Below are 20,608 nucleotides of genomic sequence, written 5' to 3'. Positions count from 1 at the left end.
CGGAGCCTGAAGGTAGGTGTATCCAAAAACGGAAACGACAGCTTCATGACCAACGAATAAACGATGGAGGTAATCCCAGTTCTCTCGTCCTGCGGCATTTTTGCCAATTTTGTCCCGACATCGAATTACGCTCAGATCGGCGCCGACTGGACGGCCTCAGCCCCGCTGCGACTATACACCACGACAGAGCTTGGCGATGATCGCGATCGAAAGCCGGACGGCGCGAGCAACGCGCATCGCCGCCGTCGACGTCGTCCACGATCTCGACGCCGCCGAGACGATCTGGCGGAGTCTTGAGAACTCGAGTCATTCCATCACGCCCTTTCAGCGGTTCGACTTCCTCGCCCCGTGGCAGCGTGAGGTCGGTGAGCGCGCGGGACTGTCGCCTTTCATCGTTATCGCGCGTGACGGCGATGGCCAAGCACGGGGCTTGCTGCCGCTTGCTCTGCAAACGGCTCTCGGCGTGCGCCGCGCGAGCTTCATGGGCGGCGAGCACGCAACCTTCAATATGGGCCTGTGGGAGCGCGGGTTCGCTTCCGATGCCACGAAGGCCGATCTCCACGCATTCATGGCGATGCTCGCCAAGCGTGACAAAGTCGACGTGCTGGCGTTGCGCCAGCAGCCGGCGCAGTGGCGCGGCGTGCAAAACCCGCTGGCGCTGCTGCCTCATGAGCCCCTGGTCTTGAACTGCCCGATGCGCACAATCGAGCCGGGCGCAACGGCCGTGAACCTGGTCGGCAATCTCTCCCGCCGCATGAAGCTCAAGCAGCGCAAACTGCTGGAGCTGACCGGCTACCGCTATCACGTCGCCTCCGCTGATGCCGACATCGACCGCCTGCTCGACTGGTTCTTCCGCGTGAAGTCGGAGCGGTTGGCTGAGCGGAAGCAGTCAAATGTGTTCGCCGAACGCGCCGTGGAGAAATTCATCCGCGCCGCCTGCATGACAAGGCTGTCCCACGGCGGCCGTGTCATCGAAATCCATGCGCTCGAATGCGACGAGGAAGTGATCGCGATCTTCGCCTTGGCTGCCGATGGCCACCGCTTCTCGACGATGTTCAACACCTACACTTTGTCAGGCAGCGCGAAATTCAGTCCCGGCCTGCTCTTGATGCAGGAAATCATCCATCATTTTGTCGGCCGGCACTATCGCGCCTTCGACTTCGGCCTCGGCTCGCATGACTACAAGCGGCTATTCTGCAAGGACGACGAGCCATTGTTCGACAGCTTCATTCCGCTCACCAGGCTCGGCCGACAGGCCGCCGGAGTGATGTCCGCGGTGGACCGCACCAAGCGGCTGGTAGAACACCACCCGACGCTCCGCGGCGTTGCGCAGCGCCTTCGCAAGGTCTTGCTCGACAAAGCGTTCTGCGCAATTCCTCTCGTTTCCTTGCTTCAAATGTAGCTGCCGAGCTTCGTCAGCCGCGGAGGTCAAGCATCCGCGGCGGCCAGCCGGGAAGCGCGCAGGCCCGAGCCTGCGTCCCAGCCCGCGTAGCCGGAACGAGCGGCGCCTGCCGTCACACGATCCGCCGGCCCGCGCGGCGCGCGATCGGCTGCTGCACGAAATACATCGCGATCATCGAAATGATGGTCGTTGCGACGACGATGTAGCCCAGCCGGTCGAAGTGCAGCAGCGAACCGTCGGGATTTTCCGCGATGATCGCCGCCGCAAAGACCGAGCCCAGCCCGCCCGACAGCTGCTGCACCGAGGCCGAGATCGCGCTGAACGATCCGCGCTGGCTGGCGTCGGGAATCGCCGACATCAGCGCCTGCGACGGGATCATGCGGGAGAAGATGCCGATGAACATCAGCACATTGACCACGATCGCGGTCAGCAGCGAGACGTGGCCGAGGTTGGTGTAGATCAGCACCATGATCACGCTCACCACGCAGCCGAATGCGAAGGTCGGATATTTGCCGAACGCATCGCTGGCGCGGCCGACCAGCGGCCCGATGATGATGCTGAACAGGCCTGAGACGAGATAGATCGTCGGCAGGTGGACGATGTCGATGCCGAGATTATGCACGGTGAAGGCGCTGCCGAACGGCATCAGCATGAAGCCGCCGGTCGCGAGCAGCGTGGTCACCAGGAAGGCCAGCGTGTAGCGCGGCTGGCCCACGGTTGCGATCAGATGGCGGAACGGATTGCTGTCGTGCTGCAATTTGAGATGGGCATCGACCGGATGCATCGCGATCGCAATCGCCGCGATCGCGGCAATCGACAGCCCGACGATGGCCACGAAGCAGATGTGCCAGTTCCAGTGATTGGCCAGGAACAGGCCGGCCGGCACGCCGAGCACCTGGCTCGCGGCGAACGCCGTCTGCAGCACCCCCATCGCGCGGCCGCGCTGTTGCAGCGGGAACAGGTCGGTGACGATGGCAAGCACCACGGAGCCGATCACCCCGCCGAAAATGCCGGTGACGATGCGGCCGAGCAGCAGCACGTGAAAATTCTGCGCCAGCGCGCAGAGAACGGTGCCGAGCATGAAGCCGACATAGAAGAACAGCAGCAGCCGCTTGCGGTCGAAGCGATCGGCAAAGCCGGCGGCGAGGACGCCGGAAATGCCGGCCGCGAACGCGTAGGCCGAGACCGCGACGCCGAATTGCCCGGCCGTGATGTTCAGCGACGGCATCAGGATGGCGCCGAGCGGCGACATGATGATGAAATCGAGGATCAGCGTGAATTGCGTGAAGGCGAGCAGCGCGATCAGGAACGATTGGTAGCGCGAGAAGCCGCGCTCCTGCTGGTCGTCGTCGATCGGCGCAGCGATGGTCTGGTCGGACATAAGGCTCATTTCATTGGGGAGGCCGGTGCTGGCCGGCAACAGATAGGGAGGGCGCGGCCGGATTTCATGGGGCACGCGGGCAACAGTTCCCTCGAAATTGAACGCGTAGCGGCAATGACTTGGCCCCGACCTGGCCGCGTGCCACGTCGAGCTTGGCGAGAAAATGGGAGCAGCGGCGCACCCGAGACGCCATGACGATTGTTTCCGGTTGTGTCGGTCGATAACTGCAACGGGTGAATGCTGTACTTCACAACCTTGGAAGAGTACGCACGTCAAGCGTGTGAATCAGACCGATGCATCTAATGGTTCCGTCTGTGGCGGCTGCGCAACAGGTCGCTGCAAATCGCTTCAAGCTTGAACGGAGTGGATCAGCGGAGCTGAGGACGGGGCGGGGGTAGCAGATGGCGGCGAGGCCGGGGGCTCGGCTTCGCGCCGACGGTGGAGTAGGGGCATGGTTTCCTCGCGGCTCGCGGCGATCCTGTCGTGCACGGCCTTGGGTGGCGGTTGTCTGTTGTCCACGTCGCCGGCGTTTGCGGCCTGCGACAGTCTCGCGCCAGTGAGCGGGCAGACGGTAACCTGCTCGACCGCAGCGCCGAATCCCTCGCCGACCGGCGTGCAGGCTGTTGCCGGCAGCTCGAACGTCACCGTGAACGTGCTGCAGGGCGCCGGCATCACGCCGGGCGCCGGAGCGACCGCGATCGGCCTTGTCTCCAGCAGCGCCGCCACCAACAACGGCACGCTGACCATCAGCGGCGGTGGCACCGGCATCTTCGGCAGCGGCAACGGCAATGTCTTCACCAACGGCGCGTCGGGCGTGATCACGACCTCGGGCGCCGGCAGCAATGCGATCGCCGCCAGCAGCAACGGCAACACGCTGATCAACAACGGCACGATCACGACGCAGAACGGCACCTCGCGCGGCCTTGCCATCACCGGTCTCACGCAGCACAACAACAACACGCTGATCAATACCGGGACGATCACCACCCAGGGCCCGCAATCGCACGGCCTTTTTGTGCAGACCGGCGACAGCAACACCTTCACCAATAGCGGCACCATCACCACGGCCGGCGCAGGCGCCCGTGCGATCTTCTCCGCCGGCCAGTTTGCGACCATCACCAATACCGGCACGCTGCTGACGACCGGTGGCGACGCGGGCGGCACCGCCAACAACACCGTGTTCATGCAAGGCAATGCCGGCGTCCTGCGCAACAGCGGCACGATCGAGGCACGCGGCGTCAATGCCGACGGCGTGTTCTCCAACACCGCCGGATCGTCATTCACCGCCCGCATCGAGAACCTCGCCGGCGGCAAGATCATCAGCCAGGCGGGGCCCGCGATCCGCACGCTCAACGGCGCCACCACCATCGTCAATGCCGGCCTGATCGCCGGCAACAGCGGCACTGCGATCGCGGGCGGCGGCGGCGCGGTGACGATGATCCTGCAAACCGGCTCGCAGATCGTTGGGCTTGCCGATGGCGGCGGCGGCAACAACCAGGTGCGGCTGCAAGGCAGCGGCACGGTCGACAATGCGTTTGCGCGATTCCAGACGCTGACGATGGAAGGCAATGACTGGACCTGGGCCGGTACCGGCACCTTCGCCAACACCTTCATCAACAACGGTTCGCTGACGCTGCAGACGTCGCTGACCGGCAATGTGTCGATCGCGGCCGGCACCAGCCTGCTGGCGGGCAATGGCGCCAATCCGTCGATCACGCCGTTTCCGGGTGGCCCGCCGATCACCGTCACCAATGCCGGTGTCATCAACCTGACCAATGGCGGCGCCATCGCGGCGAACAGCCTGACGATCGCGGGCAACTATGTCGGCAATGGCGGCGGGCTCTACCTGCGCACCGTGCTCGGTGGCGATGGTTCGCCGTCGGATCGGCTCGTCATCTCCGGCGGCAATGCGTCGGGCTCGACCGCGGTGACCGTCACCAATGCCGGTGGCGCGGGCGCGTTGACCACCGCCGACGGCATCATGGTGGTGCAGGCCGTCAACGGCGGCACCACGGCTGCGGGCGCATTCGGCCTCTCCAACGCCGTCGTGGCGGGCGCGCACGAATATCTGCTGTTCCGCGGCGGCGTCTCCGCCGGCAGCGCCAACAACTGGTATCTACGCTCGACATTGTTGCCCGGCACGGCCTCGCCCGCGCCCCCGGCTGCGCCTGCACCGGCGCCGCCTTCATCGCCCAACGTGGTGCCGCCGCCTCCGGGGCTACCTGCCGAGGATCTGTCGTCGCTGACGCCGCCGCCGGCAGGCGCCGCGCCGGTCCAGCTCTACCGTGAAGAGGTGTCGGTCTATTCGGCACTGCCGCAGGTGGCGCAAAAGCTCGGGCTGGCGACGCTCGGCACCTTCCATCAGCGCCAGGGCGATCAGGCCTTGCTGACCAGCGGCGGCGAACAGCCGGCGGCGTGGGCGCGTGCCTACGGCTCGCACAGCTCGCAGAGCTGGGCCGGCACGGTCAGCCCCGCCTTCGACGGCACCATGGCCGGCGTGCAGGTCGGCGTCGACATCCTGCGCTTCCAGTCGGCGCCCGAGCATCATGATCGCGCCGGCTTCTTCTATGCGTATGGCTGGGCCAGCGGCACCGTCAACGGCTTCGCGCTCGGCCTGAACGACGTCCGCACCGGCACGCTCTCGATCGACAGCCAGAATATCGGCGGCTACTGGACCCATGTCGGCCCGTCGGGCTGGTATGTCGACGCCGTGCTGATGGGCAGCTTCTACGGCGCAAGCCCGCAGTCGGATCGTCAGGTCGGCGCGCGGGTGTCCGGCACCGGCGTCGCTGCATCGCTGGAAGCCGGCGCGCCGATCCCGCTGAACAGCTTTCTCGCGATCGAGCCGCAGGCGCAGCTGATCTGGCAGCGGCAGTCGTTCGACAGTTTCAACGACATGTTCTCGAGCGTCGCGCTCGGCAGTGCCGATACGCTGACCGGGCGGCTCGGCGTGCGCATTCCGGCAACCTTCGTCGTCGGCACGGCCGAACTGCGTCCCTATCTCGAGGCCAATCTCTGGCACACCGCCGCGAATGACCGCAGCATCGCGTTCGCGACAACGGACCTGATCGGCGTGCAAAGCCGCGGCACCGCCGTCGAGGTCGGTGCCGGCGTCTCCGCGCAGCTCAATCGCACGATCAGCGCCTATGCGAGCGCCGGCTACACGACCTCGGTGGACAGCCTCCATCGCGAGGACATCACCGGCCGCTTCGGCCTGCGCGTCAGCTGGCAGTGATGGCGCGCCCTCGTGGGGGCGCGTGGTGGGGATAGCAACCCATTGTCTCCGCTGCACAATGGCGGTACACCCTCAACTATCCGTGCCGGAACAATTAAGGATTCCCGCTGCTGGTGTCCGGTCCTGACCGGACCCGATGCCAGTGCGATCCGAAGACTGGCGCATGCTCGCCTGTCGGCGGATTGGACGGTAGTTTATTCCGACGGCGATTCGACGAGGTTTTTGACAGCATGACCATCCGCCTGCACCGCGGCGACCTGCCCGATCTGTCCCGCTACACCGACTCGGTGGCGATCGACACCGAGACCATGGGGCTGCATCCGCACCGTGACCGGCTCTGCGTGGTGCAGATGTCGAACGGCGACGGCACCGCCGACGTGATCCAGATTCCGAAGGGCCACACCGATTCGCCGAACCTGAAGGCGCTGCTCGCCAATCCCGGCATCACCAAGATCTTCCATTTCGCACGGTTCGACGTCGCGGTGCTCTACAACACGTTCGGCGTGATGCCGACGCCGGTCTATTGCACCAAGATCGCCTCGCGCCTGTCGCGCACCTACACCGATCGCCACGGCCTGAAGGACCTGGTGCGCGAGGTGCTGAACGTCGAATTGTCGAAGCAGCAGCAGTCGAGCGACTGGGGCGCGCAAAGCCTCAGCGAGGCCCAGCTCGCCTACGCCGCCTCCGATGTGCTGCATTTGCATGCGCTGCGCGACAAGCTGAATGTCATGCTCGCGCGCGAGGGACGGACAGATCTCGCCCAGGCCTGCTTCGACTTCCTCCCCGCCCGCGCCAGGCTCGATCTCGACGGCTGGGAGGCCGAGGACATTTTCGCCCATTCATGATGCGCGCCGAATTCGTCGCGGCCGGGGCAGTTCCGCCCCGTTTCGGCCAAACTGTTCACGCGTGGTCCGGTGCGGGGGCGCGAGGCGAGGTCCGGGCTGCATATTTGGGCGGCTCCGGCTAGAATAGGGGCAGTTTCGCGCCTCTGGAGCTCAGGTGAATTCGGTTCAGAATCCAGCCTATGTCACGGGCCTCGAGGCGCGCTTTGCCGCCGCCGCGCGGCACAGCCGCATGGTGCGGATCCTGCGCGTCGCGGTGCCCGCGATGGTCGGGCTGGCGATGGCCGTGGTCATCTACATCGCGCTGTTCAATCCGTTCCACGACCTGATCCCCAAGCTGCCGCTCGAGATGGATAATCTCGTCGTGTCCGGCACCAAGATCACGATGGAAGCGCCGCATATCGCCGGCTTCTCCAACGACGGACGGCCTTATGAAATGTGGGCCAAGGCGGCGATCCAGGATGTCACCGATCCTGACCATGTCGAGCTGAAGACGATCCGCGCCAAGGTGGCGCAACAGGATCAGTCGACGGTGACAATGGATGCGCGCACCGGCTTCTTCGACAACAAGAAGCAGCTGCTCGACCTGCGCCAGGACATCTTCCTGCAGTCGTCCACCGGCTATGAGGCCCGGCTGACGCAGGCCTTCGTCGACATCAACAAGGGCAACGTGTCGTCGGACGAGCATGTCGACGTCAAGCTGCTCGACGGCACGCTGACCGCCGACAGGCTCCGGATCTACAACAGCGGCGAGCTGGTGCGGTTCGAAGGCAATGTCGTGATGAATCTCGACAAGCTCGGCGACAACAATGCCGCCCCGCCGGCCGAGCCCGCTCCACCGCCGCCGCCGCCGTCACCGAAGCCACGCAAATCCGCCAACACGAAATGATTTTGATGATGAGACGTTTTCCGCACGGCATGGCAATTGCGGCGTTCCTGTTCGCGCTTTTCGCCGCGAGTGCTGCGTTCGCGCAGGGCTCGATGAGCGGCGTGCCCAACGCCATGCAGGGCTTCTCGCAGAACCGCGACCAGCCGATCCAGATCGAGGCCGCCTCGCTCGAAATGCGCGACAAGAAAAAGGAGGCGACCTTCGCCGGCAATGTGAAGGTCGTGCAGGGCGACACCACCATGACGTCGAAGACGCTAGTCGTGTTCTACGAGGATAAATCGACCCAGGCGCCGGCGCCCGCCCCGACCGGCACCAAGGGTGCAGCCGCCAAGGGCGCCGCGCCGATGCAATCGGCAACCCCGGGCCCCGGCGGCGCCTCCTCGATCAAGCGGCTGGAGGCCAAGGGCAATGTTGTCGTGACCCAGAAGGACCAGGTCGTCACCGGCGAGACCGCGATCTTCGACACCAAGACCAATTTGATCACGATGCTCGGCGGCGGCGGCAGCCAGGTGGTGCTGACCCAGTGCCAGAACGTGCTGCGCGGCGACCGCCTTTTGGTCGACATGACCACCGGCCGTCTCGCGCGTCGAAGCCGACAATGGCAAGGTGCAGGGCCTGTTCATCCAGTCGCCGGGCGGACAGAGCGGCAAGTGCGGCGCGCCGGCCGCCCCCGGCTCAGCCCCGGCCCCGTCGCCGCTGCAGCTGATTCCCGGCGGCAAGTCCAAGTAAGCCTCACGTAAGGTCAAGCAGAATCAATTGGTTAGATAATATTCTGCGGCCGCGAGGTTGAAGCCGGCGGGGCGAGACTGTATCTACTGCAGCGGCCCGGCCGAACAATGCGCCTCGAGGGGATTATGTTGGCCGGGACAGGGGCATCCATTCATTCAAGGCGCGGGTGATCGCGCTTTGCCGTGTTGTTCGAGCATGATCTCCGCGCAAACGCGTCCGCTTTTGTCGCGCGGGAAGGCCGGTATTCAGATTTCCGGCTCATGCTTGCGGCGTCGCATGCGAATCGATCGATGCGCAGGCAAGGTCGCGGGATCACCGTGAAAGGCTGAAGCGAAGCGGGGATGGTGGATTTTCTCGGCATGTTCCGGCGGCGCTCTGCGAAACGCAGTACCGGATTTGCGCGCTCGCATGACGACATCACGGCGCTCGACGACCAGTTCGGCGAGATGCTGACGTCTCCGGTGCGTGATGCGCCGCCGATGGCGCGCGCCGCGTCGGCTCCCGGCGTCGAGCTGCCGCGAGCCCAGCCGGCAGCAGCGCCCGCGCCGGCGCGTGCGAGGCCGGCCCGGAACAGCGCTCCCGCCGCGCCGCAGCTCATCAAGCGGCCGGGTTATCTGGCTGTGCATAGCGTGGAAAAGAGTTTCGGCAGCCGCCAGGTCGTGCGCGGCGTCAGCATCTATGTGCGCCGTGGCGAGGCGGTCGGCCTGCTCGGCCCCAACGGCGCCGGCAAGACCACCGTGTTCTACATGATCACCGGGCTGATCAAGGCCGATCGCGGCGCGATCGAGCTCGACGGCCACGACGTCACCAAGCTGCCGATGTATCAGCGCGCGCGCCTCGGCATCGGCTATCTGCCGCAGGAAGCCTCGATCTTCCGCGGCCTGTCGGTCGAGCAGAACATCCGCGCGGTGCTCGAGGTCGTCGAGCCCTCGAAGAAGAAGCGCGAGCACGAGCTGGATTCGCTGCTCGACGAGTTCAACATCACGCGGCTGCGCAAGAGCCCGTCGATCGCGTTGTCCGGCGGCGAGCGCCGCCGCGTCGAGATTGCGCGCGCGCTGGCGACGCGCCCCAATTACATGCTGCTCGACGAGCCGTTCGCCGGCATCGACCCGATCGCGGTCGGCGACATCCAGGATCTCGTCCGCCATCTCACCAACCGCGGCATCGGCGTGCTCATCACCGACCACAATGTCCGCGAGACGCTCGGCCTGACCGACCGCGCCTACATCGTCTATGCCGGTGAAATCTTGACTGAGGGAAGCCCTGAGGAGATCGTTAATGATCCCGATGTACGCCGGCTTTACCTTGGCGAGGAATTCCGCCTCTAGCGCTATTTTCCGATCCGTCAAGCCGTGTACAAGGGCTTCGGACTAATATAAGCAAGAATCGAGCCAACTTTTAGGATCGTTCTTGCCTCCATGGCGCTGACCCAAAGACTAGAGTTCCGCCAGTCGCAGTCGCTGGTGATGACGCCGCAGCTGATGCAGGCGATCAAGCTGCTGCAACTGTCGAACCTTGATTTGTCGGCCTTTGTCGAGGAAGAGCTGGAGCGCAATCCGCTGCTGGAGCGGGCCGCCGATGGACCGGAGCCGCCGGTGGCGGGCGAGCCGGCCATGGAGCGGCCGGACTACGGCGATTCCGACGGTTCCAGCAGCTACGGGGACGATGGCGACGCCTCCGACATGGCCGCAGGCCCAGGCGGCGAGGCCGCCTTCGAGCCCGGCCAGGAGGAATGGCTGAACCGCGACCTCGGCAGCCGCGCCGAGATCGAGCAGACGCTCGATACCCGCCTCGACAACGTGTTTTCCGAGGAGCCGGCGGAAGCGGCGGCGCGCGCCGCACAGGATGCACCGCCATCGGTCTACACCGAATGGGGCGGCGGCGCCTCCAGCGACGACGAGTACAATCTCGAAGCCTTCGTGGCCGCCGAGCTGACGCTTGCCGACCACCTCGCCGAACAACTCGCGGTGGCGTTCTCGGCGCCGGCGCAGCGCATGATCGGGCAGTATCTGATCGACCTGGTCGACGACGCCGGCTACCTGCCGGCCGATCTCGGCCAGGCCGCCGAGCGGCTCGGTGCGTCGCAGCAAGCGGTCGACGAGGTCGTCGCCGTGCTGCAGAAATTCGATCCGCCGGGCGTGTGCGCGCGAAACCTGAGCGAATGCCTCGCGATCCAGCTGCGCGAGCTCGATCGCTACGATCCGGCGATGCAGGCGCTGGTCGAGCATCTCGACCTGCTCGCCAAGCGCGACATCGCGGCCTTGCGAAAGCTCTGCGGCGTCGACGACGAAGACATCACCGACATGATCGCCGAGATCCGCCGGCTCGATCCGAAGCCCGGGCTGAAGTTCGGCACTGCGCGGACGCAAACGATGGTGCCCGACGTCTATGTGCGTCCGGGTCCCGACGGCGGCTGGCATGTCGAACTCAACAGCGACACTCTGCCGCGCGTTCTGGTCAACCAGACCTATTACGCTGAGCTGTCGAAGACGATCCGCAAGGACGGTGACAAATCGTACTTCACCGACTGCCTGCAGAACGCGACCTGGCTGGTCCGCGCGCTCGATCAGCGCGCCCGCACCATCCTGAAGGTCGCGACCGAAATCGTCCGCCAGCAGGATGGCTTCTTCACTTATGGCGTCGCGCATTTGCGGCCACTCAATCTGAAGGCGGTCGCGGACGCGATTCAGATGCACGAATCGACGGTGTCGCGCGTCACCGCCAACAAATACATGGCGACCAATCGCGGCAGTTTTGAATTGAAGTATTTTTTCACCGCCTCGATCGCCTCCGCCGACGGCGGCGAGGCGCACTCGGCCGAGGCGGTGCGTCACCACATCAAGCAATTGATCGACGGCGAGGCGCCGTCGGCAATCCTGTCCGACGACACGATCGTGGAACGTTTGCGCGCCTCGGGCATTGATATCGCCCGCCGCACCGTCGCGAAATATCGCGAGGCGATGCGGATACCATCCTCGGTGCAGCGCCGCCGTGACAAACAGAGCATGCTCGGTAATGCCCTTTCGGCTCCTGCCTCCTCGTCCGACCGGTCGCGCGATACAGCGCCCGTTTAGGTTACTTCTTGAGCGTGACCCCATCCGGGTACGGAGCGGGCCATGCGCTCGTTGCGTTCGCGCCAAATCGGGATAGTCTCAATCTTTCCAGGTCGAGCGTCGTCCAGAAAGGGAGGTAACCGGAAGCCCAGCAAGCATCATGCTCCTGCAAGAGTGATCGAGGCATCCAGCAATTGAGGCATCAAATGACCCTTCGAATCTCGGGAAAGAGCATCAGCATCGGCGAGGCGCTTCGCGCGCGCGTCAGCGAGCGCACCGACGAGGTCCTGCGAAAGTATTTTGATGGCAACTATTCGGGTCACATCACGCTGAGCAAGGATGGCTTCGGCTTCCGAACCGATTGCGCGCTGCATCTGGATTCCGGCATCACGCTGGAAGCCGAATCCAATGCCACCGACGCCTATGCCAGCGCCGACGCCGCGCTCTTGATGATCGAGAAGCGTCTGCGCCGCTACAAGAGCCGGCTCAAGGATCGTTCCGCCCGCAAGACCTATGCCGCGACTGCCGCGCTTGCCGAATTGAACGGCGTCGGGCTCGACGCGCCGAGCTACGTCATCGAGGCGCCCGAGAACGAGGACGAGGTCACCGAATACAGCCCGGTGATCATTGCCGAGGCAACCACCGCGCTGAAGCGGCTGTCGGTCAGCGAAGCCGTGATGGAGCTCGACCTGACCGGCGCCTCCTGCCTGGTGTTCCAGCATGGCGGCAGCGGCCGGTTGAACATCATTTACCGCCGTACGGATGGCAATGTCGGCTGGGTCGATCCGCCGGCGGTGAGCCCTTGAGGATAGTTGGCAGATGGCATTGACGTCCGAAGCCGGCCCTGCTTATGGTCCGCCGCCTCCAGGAACAAGGGGGCGGAACAGGGTTCGCAGGTGTTGGCACCGCCGATACGTTGGAGTAGAAGCCCTGCGAACCGGACCCGGGCTAAGCCCGCATCCCACCTCATCTTCTTGACGCCGCCGCTGTAAAGCCTATTTCGCAACCTGACGGTCATTCACCTCGGAACGTCCCAATGCCGATTACCGATCTGGTCGCACCCGAGGCGATTCTCCCGGCTTTGAAGGTCATCAGCAAGAAGCAGGCGCTGCAGGAACTCGCTGCGCGTGCCTCCGCTCTGACCGGGCAGAATGAGCGCGCCATCTTCGAGGTGCTGCTGCAGCGCGAGAAGCTCGGCACCACGGCGGTCGGCTATGGCGTCGCCATTCCGCACGGCAAGCTGCCCAAGCTGGAGAAGCTGTTCGGCTTCTTCGCCCGCCTCGAGCGCCCGATCGATTTCGAGGCGATGGACGGACAGCCGGTCGACCTGATCTTCCTGCTGCTGGCACCGGAAGGCGCCGGCGCCGACCATCTCAAGGCGCTGGCGCGGATCGCCCGCCTGCTGCGCGACCAGGACGTCGCCAAGAAGCTGCGTGCCTCGCGCGACGCCCAGGCGATCTACTCGGTGCTCGCGCTGCCGCCGGCGAGCGCGGCGTAGTCATCCGCATTCGCGAGTTCGTTCGCGCAACTGTCACCAAGACATAGACTGCGCGCCACGCGGTGGCGCACATCAATGCGCGATCGTTTCAATCTCCGTTGCCCGGATGGAGCGAGGCGCAATCCGGGGAAATCTCGCAACTGGCGCGAATCCCGGATTTCGCTGCGCTTCATCCGGGCTACGAAGCTCCATCCGTACGGGTCCGTCTTCTCCTTCCCCCTGAAAGGGGGAAGGTCGGGATGGGGGTCAGCCGCAGGCGACGCTGTATGTGGAGAGTGCGAATCCCCACCCGCTTTGCTCTGGCGAGCAAAGCGACCTCCCCTTTTCAAGGGGAGGTTGGAGCCGAATCGTTCGCGATTCTCTCAGCAGATCGTCGGCAGCAGACGGCGGACTTCGTCGAGCAGATCGGGCACGGCCTTCTCGTCATCGGCGAGATGCCGGAGCAGCGCGCTCTGGAACAGGCCGTCGAACAGCGCATAAAGCGCCGCCGGCGACGATGCCGGCCGCTTGTTGCCGAGCTCGGCGTAGCGCGTGGCGATGCGCCAGATCATCGCTTCCAGGCTCTTGTCGATCTCGAGGACGTCCTTGCGGAACGCTGGCTCGAACATCGCCTGCGAGCGCAGATCGTACCAGAGCCGATGCATGCGCGCTTCGTTCTCGAGCGTGGCCGCGAGCTTGGCGAGGAAACCTTCGGTCAATTCGTCGCGGCTGCGTGCTGTCGTCACCACCTCGTCATAGCGCGTCACGCATTTCGCCTTGTAGTGACGGACGCAGCAGCAGATCAGGTCGAGCTTGTCGCTGAAGTAGTAGTGAAACACGCCGTGCGTGAATGCGGAGTTCTGCGCGATCTCGCGCAGGCTGGTGCGCGCGAAGCCGAGTTCGCCAAGCGTTTCCAGTGCGGCCTCTGCGAGCTCGACGCGCCGCGCGTTGAACTTCTCGTCGCGCAGCGCCTCGGCCGCCACAGCCACGCGTTGGGCCGCCCCTGTCGCTTGCCGCGCCATTCCGTGCCTTCCCTCTGCTTCTTCCCTCGAGCAACTATACCGCGGCGACCGCGGCGCGCTCCATCTCTTCACAATCATCCTCTTTGACACTTGTCAAATTCAGACTTGACAAGTGTCAAGTTTCTGGACGAGGGTTGGCGCAATAATTTGGACAACCGTCAAGACGGCTGACCAATCGAGACATAGGAGGAGATGCACCGCCGGGCGCGCCAACGCTGCGCCCCGCTGACGCCGGCCGCCACCACCAGTGCACCCAGAATGCGCAGACCGCCGTCCCATGCTGCCGCGGCCAACGGCACGCCGACCAAATCACCAAGCAAAGGGAGGACTAAGTGATGAGTGGGAAGAGCCTTGAAGGCAGGAAAGCCCTGGTCACCGGCGGCGCCCGGGGGATTGGCGCGGCGATCGCGCAGGCATTGGCGCGGTCCGGCGCCGCGGTCATGATCGGCGATATTCTCGACGACACCGGCAAGGCCAGCGCCGCCGAGATCGCCAAGGCCGGGGTGAAGACCGGCTTCGTCAAGCTCGACGTCACTGACGATGGGCAATGGGAACGGGCCGCCGCAGCGACGGTCGAAACCCTCGGCGGCTTCGACATCCTGATCAACAATGCCGGCATCGAGATCACCTCGCTGGTCGCCGACATCAAGGCCGAGGACGCGCGCCGCATGTGCGACGTCAACATCGTCGGCACCGTGCTCGGCATGAAGCACGCCTTCCGCGCGATGCGGCCGGGCGGCGCCGCGGGCAAGGGCGGCGCGGTCGTCAACATCGCTTCGGTGGCGGCGACGATCGCGTTTCCGAGCATCGCGGTCTATTCCGGCACCAAATCCGCGGTCGACCGCATGACGCGCGTCGGCGCGATGGAAGCCGGCAAGCTCGGCTACGGCGTGCGCGTCAACTGCATCTATCCCGGCCTGATCCCGACCGACATGGGTCTGCAGCTCGCCAATGACATCGTGAAGATCGGTCTCGCGCCCGACGTCAACGCCGCGGTCGGTTCGGTGGTGGAGCAGACGCCGCTCGGCAAGCTCGCGGAGGTCTCCGACATCGCCGACGCCGCTGTGTTCCTGTGCTCGAACGATGCGCGCTTCATCACCGGCATCGGCCTGCCGGTCGATGGCGGCATGGGCATGTAGCAACAACGCCGACAACAAGCATTTCGGAGGATCGCAATGAGCGAGAAGAAGCCCGTCATCGTCTATGGCGCTTCCGGCTATACCGGCCGGCTGGTCTGCGAATATCTGCGCGAGTACAACATCCCCTTCATCGCCGCCGGCCGCAGCGCCGAGAAGCTCAACGCCGCGATGAAGTCGAACGTGGCCGGCATCGAGACCGCCGACTACGAGGTCGTGTCGGTGCCGCACACCGTGGCCGCGCTGACTGAATTGTTCAAGGGCGCCTCGGTGGTGCTCAACACCGTGGGCCCCTTCGCCAAGTTCGGCGGCGAGGTGGTGCAGGCCTGCCTGGCTTCCAGGTGCCACTACACCGACACGACCGGCGAGCAGGACTGGCTGATCACGCTCGAGCAGGAGTTTGGTACGAGGTTCGCCAATGCCGGCCTGTTGCTGGCGCCGGGCATCGCGCAGATGTACACCACCGGCGAGATTGCCGCGCAGCTGTGCCTTGAGACGCCCGGCCTCGACACGCTCGATATCGCCGTGTTCTGGGGCGGGAGCCCGACCATCGCCTCGACGCAGACCATCCTGGTCAACGCCGCGATGGCCAAGGCGTACTACCTGGAGCAGAACAAGTACGTCGAGCATCAGCCCGATGCCGGCCTCTACAACCTCGCCATCCCCGGCCAGCACGAGCTGGCGCTGGCGCTGCCGTGGGGCGGCACCTCGCACCCGGTGTGGTTCAAGCAAGATCCGCGCGTCGCCAATGTGAAGGTGCTGGGCGGCGTGTTCAATCGTGCGCTCATGCTGGGCGTGCCGCAGATCGTCGCCGCCGCGCTGGAGGCGACCAAGGACATGAAGCCCGACGAGCGCTACGCCGCGCTGGCGCAGACCGCTGCCGGCGTGATGAACACCATGCCGCCGCGCGAGAATCCGCGCGTCAACAAGTCGCTGGATTCGGTGTATGCTTCCGGCCCGCTGGGGCGCGCGCACTGCGTCATCTACGGCAACAGCAACTACAAGCAGACCGGCATGCTGCAGGCCTATGCTGCCGCGCACCTGCTGCAGCAGCCGCCCAAGCGCGTGGGTTTCGCCTCCGGCTGTCAGGCGTTCGGCCATCGCGAGCTGCTCGGGCAATTGCGCAGCTTCGGGCTGGTCGGCAAGCCGGTCCTGACCGTGCATGATTGAGCGCCGCGGCTGCGATCGGGATCGCCTTCACCTCTCCCCATTGGGGAGAGGTCGATTTGCGCAGCAAATCGGGTGGGGGCCGCGGCTCCGATGATAGGCCGTAACCCCTCACCCGGCGCTACGCGCCGACCTCTCCCAAGGGAGAGGTGGACCTCCGCCGCGGTTCGAGTCCAACCCAACCTCATGATGCTTGAGGGGCGACCATGCGCTTCATCGATTATCTCGACAAGGGTGCCTCGCTCGGCGCCGACGCGCCGTGTCTCACCATGGACGGGCGGGACCTCAGTTACGGCGACGTGCAGCGGCTGAGCTACCGGATCGCGCGCGGCCTCGAGCGGTCGGGCATCGCTCCCGGCGAGAAAGTCGCGATCCTGTCCGGCAACGATCCGCTCGCTTTCGCCTGCGTGTTCGGCATCTCGCGCGCGGCCGCCGTGTGGTGCCCGATCAATCCGCGCAACGAGGCGGCCGAGAACAAGTTCATTCTCGACCAGTTCGATTGCAGCCTGCTGCTGTTCCATTCGAGCTTTGCGCCGATGGTCGAGGCGGTCCGGCAGGACCTGCCCAAGCTGCGCGCACTGGTCTGTCTCGACGCCGAGTTGCCGTTCGCGCCGTCGTTCGACCGCTGGCTCGGCGGGCTCGCCGATGAAGTCTATCAGCGCGCCACGATCGACGATCTCGCGATGATCCCGGGCACCGGCGGCACCACCGGCAAGCCGAAGGGCGTGATGCTGTCGGGACGCAACATCGAGGCGATGACCGCGCTGACCCTGATGGGTTACCCGTTCAAGGGCCGCCCGATTTATCTCGCGCTGGCGCCGCTGACGCATGCCGCCGGCGTGCTTTGTTTTCCGATCATGACGCTGGGTGGTCGCGTCGTGATCATGCACCACCCTGACATCGGCGAGTTCCTGGCGCTGATCGAACGCTATCGCGTCACCCACACCTTCCTGCCGCCGACCGTGATCTACATGCTGCTCGATCATCCCGGGCTCGACGCGGTCGATCGCAGCTCGCTGCAATGTTTCTGGTACGGCGCGGCACCGATCTCGGCGACGCGGCTCGCCGAAGCCCTGAAGCGGATCGGGCCGATGGCGCAGCTGTTCGGCCAGACCGAGGCGCCGATGATGATCTCGATGATGCCGCCCGCCGATCACTACAATCCGGACGGCGCGATCGCGATGGAGCGACTCTCGTCGGCGGGGCGGATCGGCCCGCTGGTGCAGGCCGGCATCATGGATGGCGACGGCAAGCTGTTGCCGGCGGGATCGCGCGGCGAGATCGTGGTGCGCGGCTCGCTGGTCATGGAAGGCTACTACAAGAACCCCGAGGCCACGCGCGAGGCTTCGGCGCATGGTTGGCACCACACCGGCGATATCGGCTACATCGACGGCGACGGCTACCTGTACATCGTCGATCGCGCCAAGGACATGATCATCACCGGCGGCTTCAACGTGTACTCGATCGAGGTCGAGAACGCGTTGCGTGCCCATGAGGCGGTGCAGGATTGCGCCGTCATCGGATTGCCCGACGACAAATGGGGCGAGCGGATCGTCGCTGTAGTGCAGCCGCGCGCTGGCCACACCGTCGATGCGTCAGCGCTCGCCGCCTTCGTCAAGCAGCAGATCGGCAGCATCAAGACGCCGAAGCAGATCGAGGTCTGGGACGATCTTCCGCGTTCCAAGGTCGGCAAGGTGCTGAAGCCGGACATCCGCGCGCGGCTGGTGCAACGGTTCTGATCCACTTCGCTCGAAAGTGCTTTGTCCCGAACGTGTATTGACAACCAGCCGATGACGCCGGAAGACGGACGCGCGCAACATTGCGTGCGCGAACCAAGGGATGACTGATGTCCCGCGATTTTCGCCTTGATCGCGTTCCCGTCGACGTTCTCGCTTACGAGCTCGCCGAGGAGAGGGCGAGTGCGCTCGGCCGCATGGGCCGCGCGCTGGAACAGGCGCTCGCCAGGCTGCGCGAGTTCGATGCCGCCCATCCGCGCGATGAAGTATCGACGTCCACACAACAAGCACGGCGCCTCCTGGTGCGGGAGGCCGGCCATGCGCTCTGGATGTTCGTGGTGCAGCGGGAGGCCTGCGGGCTGCGCAACAACCGCATGCTGATGCGCGACTACAACGTGCCCGGCGAGGTGCAGCTCAGCATGGGCCCGCTGCTCGCCACGTCGACCACATCGCCATAAAAAATGCGCGGGCCGCCTCGGTGACGAGGCAGGCCCGCGCATTGAATTCGCGGATGCTGAATTCAGCCGTAGATTTGCGTCAGTGGACGCTGACGGCCTGCAACTCGTTGCTCCATGCGTTCGCGACTGCGGCTTCGCGGCTGTCGGTCAGCATGATCGGCGTGCCGTCGGCGGCGTGCAGTGCGAACAGTTTGAGGCCCGGCGCGATCTTCGGCGCCTGCGGAAAGAGATCTGGCACGTCCTCGGAGCGGACCTGCTTCACATAGGCGATATGACCTTCACCCAGATGGGCCAGCGCTTCCGGCGTGACGCTCTCGGATTCGATGGTGGTGGTACTCAGTTCACTCATGGTCTCGACTCCTCAGTCAGATAAGCGGTCGAGTCCGCTCGTTGTTTCTATTATTCGTGCTCACTGATAGCGATTGTCTTAATGACCCGTTCAAGTTCCGGCCTGGCCAGGTCAATCGACAACAACCCGTTCTTCAGATCCGCGCCCAGCACCTGCATCCCCTCCGCCAGCACGAAGGTGCGCTGGAAGTGGCGCGCGGCGATGCCGCGATGGATGTATTGCCGAGCCTTGTCGTCCTGCTGGCGGCCGCGGATGACGAGCTGATTTTCCTCAATAGTTACATCGAGTTGGTCACGGGTGAAGCCCGCCACCGCTAGCGTGATGCGCAGCCGTTCAGGCTGCCCGTTGGTACGGTCGCACCGCTCGATGTTGTACGGAGGATAGCCGTCGGCGCCCTTCACGACGCGATCGAGCGCACGCTCGATCTCGTCGAATCCCAGAAGGAACGGACTGGACAACGATGGAACACGAGACATTACAAAGTCCTCTCGAAGCGACTTTGAGGGGCCCTTGCGGCGCCCCATGCAACCGGTGGGCCGTCTGGCCTCCGGTCAGTGAGGGATATGGGGGCGATCTGGATAGCGTTCAAGCAGCCCCGAAACCAGCCTAAACGCCCGCAACATGGGGGTAAATTCTTCCCGATCGGTTACTCCCCGACGCGCTTGCGGCCGTCGGCGGTAAAAAGATGCAGCTTGTCGCGGGGGGCGACGGCCCGGATCCGCTCGCCGATGGCGGGACCCGAGACGCCGGGAACCCGGACGATCACCTCGCCCGGCGGCAGCTCGCCCGGATTGGCGGCAACGCCCTGCTCCTCGCGCTGGCGGCTGCCATAGACGAAGGTCTCGGCGCCGACATGCTCGATCGCCTCGACGGTGAGGCCAAGCGCGACGCCGCCGGATCCGGTCTCGCTCGAGATCACGAAATCCTCCGGCCGGATCCCGACAATGCCGGCGCCGTCGGCGCCCGTGATCTGGGACTTCAGCTCGTCCGCGCGCAGCGGCATCAGGTTCATCGGCGGGGCGCCGATGAAGGAGGCGACGAAGGTGGTCGCCGGCTTCTGGTAGATGTCCAGCGGATTACCGACCTGCTCGACCTGGCCGCCGTTCATGACGACGAGAATGTCGGCGAGCGTCATCGCCTCGAGCTGGTCGTGGGTGACGTAGATCGACGTGGTGTTGAGCCGGCGCTGCAGTTTGCGGATCTCGACCCGCATCGCGATGCGCAACTTGGCGTCGAGGTTCGACAGCGGTTCGTCGAACAGGAACACTTTCGGCTGGCGCACGATGGCGCGGCCCATCGCGACGCGTTGGCGCTGGCCGCCGGAAAGCTGGCGCGGCTTGCGCTCCAGCATCGGCGAGAGCTCGAGGACGCGCGCGGCTTCCTCGACGCGGGTCTTGATCTCGGCCTCGGCCATGCCGCGGTTGCGCAGGCCGTAGGCCATGTTGTTGTAGACGCTCATATGCGGATAGAGCGCGTAGTTCTGGAACACCATCGCGATGTCGCGATCGGCGGGCTCGACCTGGTTGACGACGCGGCCGCCGATGTCGATCTCGCCGCCGGTGATGGTCTCGAGCCCCGCGACCATGCGCAGCAGCGTGGACTTGCCGCAGCCGGATGGGCCGACCAGCACGCAGAACTGGCCGTCGCCGACATCGACATCGACGCCCTTGATGGCCTCGAAGCCGCCGGGATAGGTCTTGCGGACGCTGCGCAGCGTGACGTTAGCCATGGA

Annotated in this window: 17 protein-coding genes and 1 pseudogene; 13 read left to right on the top strand and 5 right to left on the bottom strand. The window is 65.1% G+C overall.

Annotated elements, in window-relative coordinates; translation table 11 throughout:
• Positions 1-196: 196 nt before the first annotated feature.
• On the top strand, positions 197-1,402 hold the full coding sequence (locus tag ACVWYP_RS04805) for a GNAT family N-acetyltransferase (protein WP_304497928.1): 1,206 nt from the start codon (positions 197-199) through the stop codon (positions 1,400-1,402).
• A gap of 112 nt (positions 1,403-1,514) precedes the next feature.
• On the opposite strand, the gene ACVWYP_RS04800 is transcribed toward ACVWYP_RS04805, so the two are convergent.
• Positions 1,515-2,783, bottom strand: a complete 1,269-nt coding sequence (locus tag ACVWYP_RS04800; RefSeq protein ID WP_304497927.1) for an MFS transporter — start codon at positions 2,781-2,783, stop codon at positions 1,515-1,517.
• A 451-nt stretch (positions 2,784-3,234) separates the two neighbouring features.
• Here ACVWYP_RS04800 and ACVWYP_RS04795 point away from each other — a divergent pair, with 451 nt between their 5' ends.
• The 8 genes and pseudogenes from ACVWYP_RS04795 (at position 3,235) to ptsN (ending at position 13,029) form a co-directional block, all read left to right on the top strand.
• Complete coding sequence (locus tag ACVWYP_RS04795; protein ID WP_453945769.1) at positions 3,235-6,018, top strand: autotransporter family protein; 2,784 nt, start codon at positions 3,235-3,237, stop codon at positions 6,016-6,018.
• 230 nt (positions 6,019-6,248) lie between these two features.
• Positions 6,249-6,863, top strand: coding sequence for a ribonuclease D (locus tag ACVWYP_RS04790; RefSeq protein ID WP_304497924.1), 615 nt, complete (start codon positions 6,249-6,251; stop codon positions 6,861-6,863).
• Positions 6,864-7,017: 154 nt separating this feature from the next.
• Positions 7,018-7,749, top strand: a complete 732-nt coding sequence (gene lptC / locus ACVWYP_RS04785) for an LPS export ABC transporter periplasmic protein LptC (RefSeq protein WP_028341726.1) — start codon at positions 7,018-7,020, stop codon at positions 7,747-7,749.
• Positions 7,746-8,478, top strand: a pseudogene (locus tag ACVWYP_RS04780) (LptA/OstA family protein). The gene lptC and the pseudogene ACVWYP_RS04780 overlap by 4 nt, the downstream one beginning before the upstream one ends.
• Before the next feature lie 341 nt (positions 8,479-8,819).
• Entirely contained in the window at positions 8,820-9,806 is a 987-nt protein-coding gene (gene lptB, locus ACVWYP_RS04775) for an LPS export ABC transporter ATP-binding protein (protein WP_304497923.1), read from the top strand.
• A 90-nt stretch (positions 9,807-9,896) separates the two neighbouring features.
• Positions 9,897-11,552: an RNA polymerase factor sigma-54 gene (rpoN, locus tag ACVWYP_RS04770; RefSeq protein WP_456683987.1), complete on the top strand. Its 1,656-nt coding sequence runs from the start codon at positions 9,897-9,899 to the stop codon at positions 11,550-11,552.
• Between the two features lie 185 nt (positions 11,553-11,737).
• Positions 11,738-12,337 carry a ribosome hibernation-promoting factor, HPF/YfiA family gene (gene hpf, locus ACVWYP_RS04765; protein ID WP_028337939.1) on the top strand — a complete coding sequence of 200 codons (600 nt, stop codon included), beginning with the start codon at positions 11,738-11,740 and terminating at the stop codon, positions 12,335-12,337.
• A gap of 230 nt (positions 12,338-12,567) precedes the next feature.
• Positions 12,568-13,029, top strand: coding sequence for a PTS IIA-like nitrogen regulatory protein PtsN (ptsN, locus tag ACVWYP_RS04760; protein WP_016843543.1), 462 nt, complete (start codon positions 12,568-12,570; stop codon positions 13,027-13,029).
• A gap of 362 nt (positions 13,030-13,391) precedes the next feature.
• Here the strand turns inward: ptsN and ACVWYP_RS04755 are convergent, their stop codons facing one another.
• Positions 13,392-14,030 carry a TetR/AcrR family transcriptional regulator gene (locus ACVWYP_RS04755; RefSeq protein WP_304497921.1) on the bottom strand — a complete coding sequence of 213 codons (639 nt, stop codon included), beginning with the start codon at positions 14,028-14,030 and terminating at the stop codon, positions 13,392-13,394.
• A gap of 335 nt (positions 14,031-14,365) precedes the next feature.
• Here ACVWYP_RS04755 and ACVWYP_RS04750 point away from each other — a divergent pair, with 335 nt between their 5' ends.
• The 4 genes from ACVWYP_RS04750 to ACVWYP_RS04735 all read left to right on the top strand — a co-directional run bounded on the left by ACVWYP_RS04750 (position 14,366) and on the right by ACVWYP_RS04735 (position 18,527).
• Positions 14,366-15,169 carry an SDR family NAD(P)-dependent oxidoreductase gene (locus tag ACVWYP_RS04750; protein ID WP_028341721.1) on the top strand — a complete coding sequence of 268 codons (804 nt, stop codon included), beginning with the start codon at positions 14,366-14,368 and terminating at the stop codon, positions 15,167-15,169.
• A 36-nt stretch (positions 15,170-15,205) separates the two neighbouring features.
• Positions 15,206-16,336 carry a DUF5938 domain-containing protein gene (locus tag ACVWYP_RS04745; protein WP_304497920.1) on the top strand — a complete coding sequence of 377 codons (1,131 nt, stop codon included), beginning with the start codon at positions 15,206-15,208 and terminating at the stop codon, positions 16,334-16,336.
• 203 nt (positions 16,337-16,539) lie between these two features.
• Positions 16,540-18,072 (top strand): AMP-binding protein, encoded by a 1,533-nt coding sequence (locus tag ACVWYP_RS04740; protein WP_304497919.1) that lies wholly within the window; start codon positions 16,540-16,542, stop codon positions 18,070-18,072.
• Positions 18,073-18,179: 107 nt separating this feature from the next.
• Positions 18,180-18,527: a DUF6665 family protein gene (locus ACVWYP_RS04735; protein WP_304497918.1), complete on the top strand. Its 348-nt coding sequence runs from the start codon at positions 18,180-18,182 to the stop codon at positions 18,525-18,527.
• A gap of 79 nt (positions 18,528-18,606) precedes the next feature.
• Here the strand turns inward: ACVWYP_RS04735 and ACVWYP_RS04730 are convergent, their stop codons facing one another.
• The 3 genes from ACVWYP_RS04730 to ACVWYP_RS04720 all read right to left on the bottom strand — a co-directional run bounded on the left by ACVWYP_RS04730 (position 18,607) and on the right by ACVWYP_RS04720 (position 20,605).
• A complete protein-coding gene (locus ACVWYP_RS04730; protein WP_016843536.1) occupies positions 18,607-18,876 on the bottom strand; it encodes a BQ00720 family protein in 270 nt (89 codons plus the stop codon).
• A gap of 50 nt (positions 18,877-18,926) precedes the next feature.
• A complete protein-coding gene (locus ACVWYP_RS04725; protein WP_304497917.1) occupies positions 18,927-19,352 on the bottom strand; it encodes an Hsp20 family protein in 426 nt (141 codons plus the stop codon).
• Positions 19,353-19,522: 170 nt separating this feature from the next.
• Positions 19,523-20,605, bottom strand: coding sequence for a sn-glycerol-3-phosphate import ATP-binding protein UgpC (locus ACVWYP_RS04720; protein ID WP_028341716.1), 1,083 nt, complete (start codon positions 20,603-20,605; stop codon positions 19,523-19,525).
• Positions 20,606-20,608: the final 3 nt, after the last annotated feature.

The sequence above is a fragment of the Bradyrhizobium sp. USDA 3262 genome, from assembly GCF_054060035.1.
The sequence above is the reverse complement of the archived record's forward strand: the minus strand, read 5'-3'. Positions and strand labels throughout refer to the sequence as shown.